Here is a 1171-nt window from a genome sequence, read left to right on the forward strand (position 1 = left end):
CTGCTGTAAGAAGAGCGGATTGGTTGCAATATATGGGGGTGTAGCTCAGTTGGGAGAGCACCTGCCTTGCAAGCAGGGGGTCAAGAGTTCGAATCTCTCCATCTCCATTTGCGTACACCGTATGCACCTCAAGGACTATGTCCTTTCGGTCGCGTGCAGGCACGCTATAAAATCAAACATTTAAAAACGCTTATGGAAGCGAGATTCCGACACGTTTTCAAACATTTGATTTTGCATACGTACCTTGAAAACCGCATATTGAAATAAATGAATTGAGTATCCTATATATTTATATATAGAATAAACAAGACATCCGAGGCCATACAAGCGATTGTATGGAAAGAAACAAACTTTTTATTAGGAAAGTCCACGATTGTAAAACATCGTGGAAAAGAACGCGAAAGCGTTTAAGAAGAACCTAGAACCAAAAGGTCCAACGCTATGGACTGAGACTAAAACCCGCACCCGCAGGTGGAAGTCGTTTTGGTTAAGCTAATAAGAGCGCAGGGTGGATGCCTTGGCACTAAGAGCCGATGAAAGACGTGATAAGCTGCGAAAAGCTTCGGGGAGGAGCAAATATCCTTTGATCCGGAGATATCTGAATGGGGAAACCTACTTGAGCAACCCTCAAGTGACGTATGGTGAATTCATAGCCATACGCCGGGAACCCGGTGAACTGAAACATCTAAGTAACCGGAGGAAGAGAAAGAAACATCGATTCCCAAAGTAGCGGCGAGCGAAATGGGAAGAGCCCAAACCAGCGTGCGTGCATGCTGGGGTTAAGGACTGCGTAAGCGAGCTGATTTGTTAATGGAACTGTCTGGGAAGTCAGACCAAAGAGAGTGAAAGTCTCGTACATGAAAACAATAGGCAGCGGCAGGATCCAGAGTACCACGAGACACGAGAAACCTTGTGGGAAGTCGGAGGGACCACCCTCCAAGGCTAAATACTCCTTAGTGACCGATAGAGCATAGTACTGTGAAGGAAAGGTGAAAAGGACCCCGGGAGGGGAGTGAAAGAGAACCTGAAACCCTGTGTTTACAAGCTGTGGAAGCACGTTAAGGTGCGACCGCGTACTTTTTGTAGAACGGTCCGGCGAGTTGCCGGTACTGGCAAGGTTAAGCACTTAAGGTGCGGAGCCGAAGGGAAACCAAGTCTTAATAGGGCGCAG

At 47.2% G+C, this 1171-nt stretch carries 1 tRNA gene and 1 rRNA gene; both read left to right on the top strand.

Annotated features, from left to right (window positions below):
• Positions 1-34 precede the first annotated feature (34 nt).
• Positions 35-107 (top strand) — tRNA-Ala (locus HMPREF9469_RS30350).
• Between the two features lie 378 nt (positions 108-485).
• Positions 486-1171 (top strand): 23S ribosomal RNA (locus HMPREF9469_RS30355); the annotation flags it as partial.

It is taken from the genome of [Clostridium] citroniae WAL-17108 (assembly GCF_000233455.1).
Classification (GTDB): Bacteria; Bacillota; Clostridia; order Lachnospirales; family Lachnospiraceae; genus Enterocloster; species Enterocloster citroniae.